The sequence below is a fragment of the Arthrobacter sp. 2YAF22_2 genome, assembly GCF_052114645.1.
Classification (GTDB): domain Bacteria; phylum Actinomycetota; class Actinomycetes; order Actinomycetales; family Micrococcaceae; genus Arthrobacter.
In genome coordinates this window covers 1-3,525 of record NZ_JBFRFD010000402.1, presented here as the reverse complement: position 1 = coordinate 3,525, position 3,525 = coordinate 1, and the positions used below count along the sequence as shown (strand labels likewise).

The 3,525-nt window shown below is 68.7% G+C and carries 4 protein-coding genes; 1 reads left to right on the top strand and 3 read right to left on the bottom strand.

Annotated features, from left to right (window positions below):
• Positions 1-45: 45 nt before the first annotated feature.
• Both AB4Y86_RS14820 and AB4Y86_RS14815 read right to left on the bottom strand, forming a co-directional pair.
• Positions 46-435 carry a HesB/IscA family protein gene (locus AB4Y86_RS14820; protein WP_354236247.1) on the bottom strand — a complete coding sequence of 130 codons (390 nt, stop codon included), beginning with the start codon at positions 433-435 and terminating at the stop codon, positions 46-48.
• 198 nt (positions 436-633) lie between these two features.
• Positions 634-2,058 (bottom strand): dipeptidase, encoded by a 1,425-nt coding sequence (locus AB4Y86_RS14815; RefSeq protein WP_441402960.1) that lies wholly within the window; start codon positions 2,056-2,058, stop codon positions 634-636.
• A 74-nt stretch (positions 2,059-2,132) separates the two neighbouring features.
• Here AB4Y86_RS14815 and AB4Y86_RS14810 point away from each other — a divergent pair, with 74 nt between their 5' ends.
• Positions 2,133-2,732, top strand: a complete 600-nt coding sequence (locus tag AB4Y86_RS14810; protein ID WP_441402959.1) for a DUF3043 domain-containing protein — start codon at positions 2,133-2,135, stop codon at positions 2,730-2,732.
• Between the two features lie 97 nt (positions 2,733-2,829).
• Here the strand turns inward: AB4Y86_RS14810 and pyrD are convergent.
• Positions 2,830-3,525 (bottom strand): dihydroorotate dehydrogenase (quinone) (gene pyrD, locus AB4Y86_RS14805; protein ID WP_441402958.1); only part of this gene is annotated, 696 nt, incomplete at its 5' end.

Genomic DNA, 3,525 nt, shown 5'->3' with positions numbered 1-3,525 from the left:
CCCCCGGACGGCACTAAGGCCGGGCTGGCGGCCCGGCCTTAGTCCTTAGTGGAAGGAATCCCCGCAGGCGCAGGATCCGCCGGCGTTCGGGTTGTCAATGGTGAATCCCTGCTTCGAGATGGTGTCCTCGAAGTCGATGCTGGCCCCGCTCAGGTAGGGGACGCTCATCTTGTCGACGACCACCTCGACGCCGTCGTAGTCGCGGACCGCGTCGCCTTCGAGGAGGCGCTCGTCGAAGTACAGCTGGTAGATCAGTCCGGAGCATCCGCCGGGCTGCACGGCCACGCGGAGGCGAAGATCAGTGCGGCCCTCCTGTTCCAGCAGGCTGCGGACCTTGCCGGCCGCGACGTCGGTCAGCTGGACCTCGTGGCTGGCCAGTTCCTGGTCCGCCTGGACGGTGGTGTCGGCGCTGTGTTCATTGGTTGTAGTGCTCATGGCCTACCTTCTTACGACGGTCGTGGCGGCTCCGCCTGCGCGGCGCCCGCCCCTACTTAACGGTATGGGCTATAGCTACATGCTACGTCGATCCGCCGTGTAGCTCTAACTCCTGACGTAACCGTCGATGCCGGCTGGGTGTTCCCCGACAAACGCGAAAAGCGTGGCAGCCGACCGACGGCAGTATCTGCGGCCAGCTCAGGCCAGGCCCTCCGCGTTCAGCCGGGCCAGCAGGAGCGCCTCAGCGATGATCGCGTTCCGGAAGTCGCCCAGGTGGAGCGACTCGTTGGCACTGTGTGCCCGCGAGTCAGGATCCTCCACGCCGGTGACGAGGATCTGCACGTCCGGGTACAGCTCGGTCAGGTCGGCGATGAACGGGATGGAACCGCCGATCCCGGTCTCGACCGCCGGTACACCCCAGGCCTCGCCGAGGGCCCACATCGCCATGTTGGCAGCGGCCGATGTGGTGTCGGTGCTGAAGGCGCTGCCGGTCTCCCCCGGGGTAAACACCACTTCGGCGCCGAAGGGCGCGTGTGATTCGACGTGCCGGCGTACTGCCTCCATGGCCTCGGCCGGATTCTGGCCCGGGGCGAGCCGCAGGCTGAACTTGGTGCGGGCGCGCGGGAGCAAGGTGTTGGACGCGACGTCCACGGCGGGCGCGTCAAAACCGATGATGGACAGCGCGGGCTTGGTCCAGAGGCGCGAAGCGATGCTTCCGGTGCCGGCGAGCCGCACGCCGTCGAGCACCGAGGCGTCGGCGCGGTACTCCTCCTCGGTGAGGTCGACGGCGACGTCGTCGCGGCCGACGAGGCCCTCGATCGCGACGCTGCCTTCATCGTCGTGCAGGGTGGCGATCAGCCGGGCCAGCAGCGTCGGGGCGTCCAGGACCGGTCCGCCGAACATGCCGGAGTGGACGGCGTGGTCCAGGACCTTCACCTCGATGGTGCCGTCCACCAGGCCCCGCAGGCTGGTAGTGAGGGCCGGGATGCCTACCTTCCAGTTGGACGAGTCGGCCACGACGATCACGTCCGAGCGCAGCAGTTCCCGGTGGGCTTCGAGGAAGGCGCGGAAGGTCGGCGATCCGGCTTCCTCTTCACCTTCAAAGAAGAAGGTCACGCCCAGGCCCAGCTCCTCCCCCAGCACCCGGGTCACGGCGGAGTAAGCGGCGACGTGCGCGAGGATGCCTGCCTTGTCGTCCGCCGCGCCGCGGCCGTATAGCCGGCCGTCGCGCTCGACGGCGGTGAACGGCTCGGTCTCCCAGAGCGCCAGGTCGCCGGTGGGCTGGACGTCGTGGTGGGCGTAGAGCAGGATGGTGGGCTTGCCGGCCGCGGCGGGACGTCGTGCGACGACGGCTGGGCCGCCGGGGGTGCCGTCCTCCTTGTCACAGCGCAGGATCCGGACGTCCTCGAACCCGCTGGCGCGCACCAGTCCGGCGACGGCGTCGGCGCTGGCATTCAGCGGAGCAGGATCGAAGCTGGGCCAGGCGATGCCCGGGATGGCCACGAGTTCCTTGAGCTGTGCGACCGTGGCGTCGAAGGAATCGGTGACGGCGTGGCGGAGGGCATCGGCATTGATCGAACCGACGGTTGAGGGCTGCGGGATCCCCGCGGAAGATGAAGTCATGGCCAAAACACTACCCGTGCGGGGGCCGCTGTGGGCTGGGTCTCGGGCCCGCCACCGCAGGGTATTCTGTATGGGTGTTTGGACGTAAAAAGGAAGCGCCCTCGGCGCAGGACGTAGTTGACCAGCAAGTGGCCGAGGCAGCAGCCCGGAACGCCGTCATCGGCAAGGGCGCGCCCACACCAAAGCGGAGCGCCCAGGTGGCCGCCCGCAAGCGGCCGCTGGTTCCGGAGGACCGGAAGGCCTCCAGGGCGGCCGAGCGCACCGCGGTTGCGGACCAGCGCCTCAAGATGCGCCGCGCCATGGACACCGGGGATGAGAAGTTCCTGCCGGTCCGGGACAAGGGCCCGCAGAAACGCTTCGCCCGCGATTACGTCGACGCCCGGTTCAGCCTGGGCGAGTACCTGATGTTCGGTGCCCTCGTGTTTGTCGTCATTTCGCTCCTGGTTCCGGCGAGCAGCGAGCAGATGATCTACGTCCTCGGTGGTTTCTGGGTCATGTTCCTGGCGGTGTTCGTGGACGTCTTCATCCTCTCCCGGAAGCTCAAGGCGCGCCTGAGTGAGAAGTTCGACGAGGTTGAGCGCGGCACCGTCTGGTACGGCTCGATGCGCTCCCTGCAGTTCCGCCGCCTGCGTCTTCCCAAGCCCCAAGTCAAGCGCGGCGAGTACCCCGCCTGACTTCCGCCAGTGTAGAACTTGGCCAGACTGAAGCCCCCGGCAGTTTTTGAACTGCCGGGGGCTTTTCTGCCGCGCGGCCCTGTTTGCACCTGCCCCGTCAGTGGCCGCTGGGCCCTTTGGCCAGCTCACGGTTGATCCGCGCCGCCCAGAAGGGGCCCTCGTAGAGGAATGCGGTGTAACCCTGCACCAGGGTGGCGCCGGCCGCGAGCCGGTCCCGGACGTCCTGGCCGGACTCCACGCCACCGACCGAAACCAGGGTGATCGCGCCGCCGGTCACGGCCCTGAGCCGGGCCAGCACTTCGAGCGAACGTTGCTTGAGCGGGGCGCCGGAGAGACCGCCGGCCCCGCACGCCGCGATGCGTTCCGCGCCGGAGACCAGGCCGGTGCGGGCAACAGTGGTGTTGGTGGCGATAATGCCGTCCAGCTTCAGCTCAAGGGCCAGCCGGGCGACGTCGTCAATGTCGTCGTCGCTGAGGTCCGGCGCGATCTTCACCAGCAACGGCACGTGGCGGCCGGCCGCGGTGTCTGCCGTCTCCCCCACGGCGGCCAGCAGCGGGCGCAGGGATTCGACGTCCTGCAGCAGCCGCAGCCCGGGCGTGTTCGGGGAACTTACGTTGACCACCAGGTAGTCCGCCGCCGGGGCCAGGCTGCGGGCACTGACCAGGTAGTCCACCACCGCGTCCTCCAGCTCCACCACCTTGGTCTTGCCGATGTTGACGCCGATCACCGGGCGAACCGCGGGATAGCGGCGCTGCAGGGCGGCGCGTGCGGAGCGGAGCCGCGGCGCCACGGC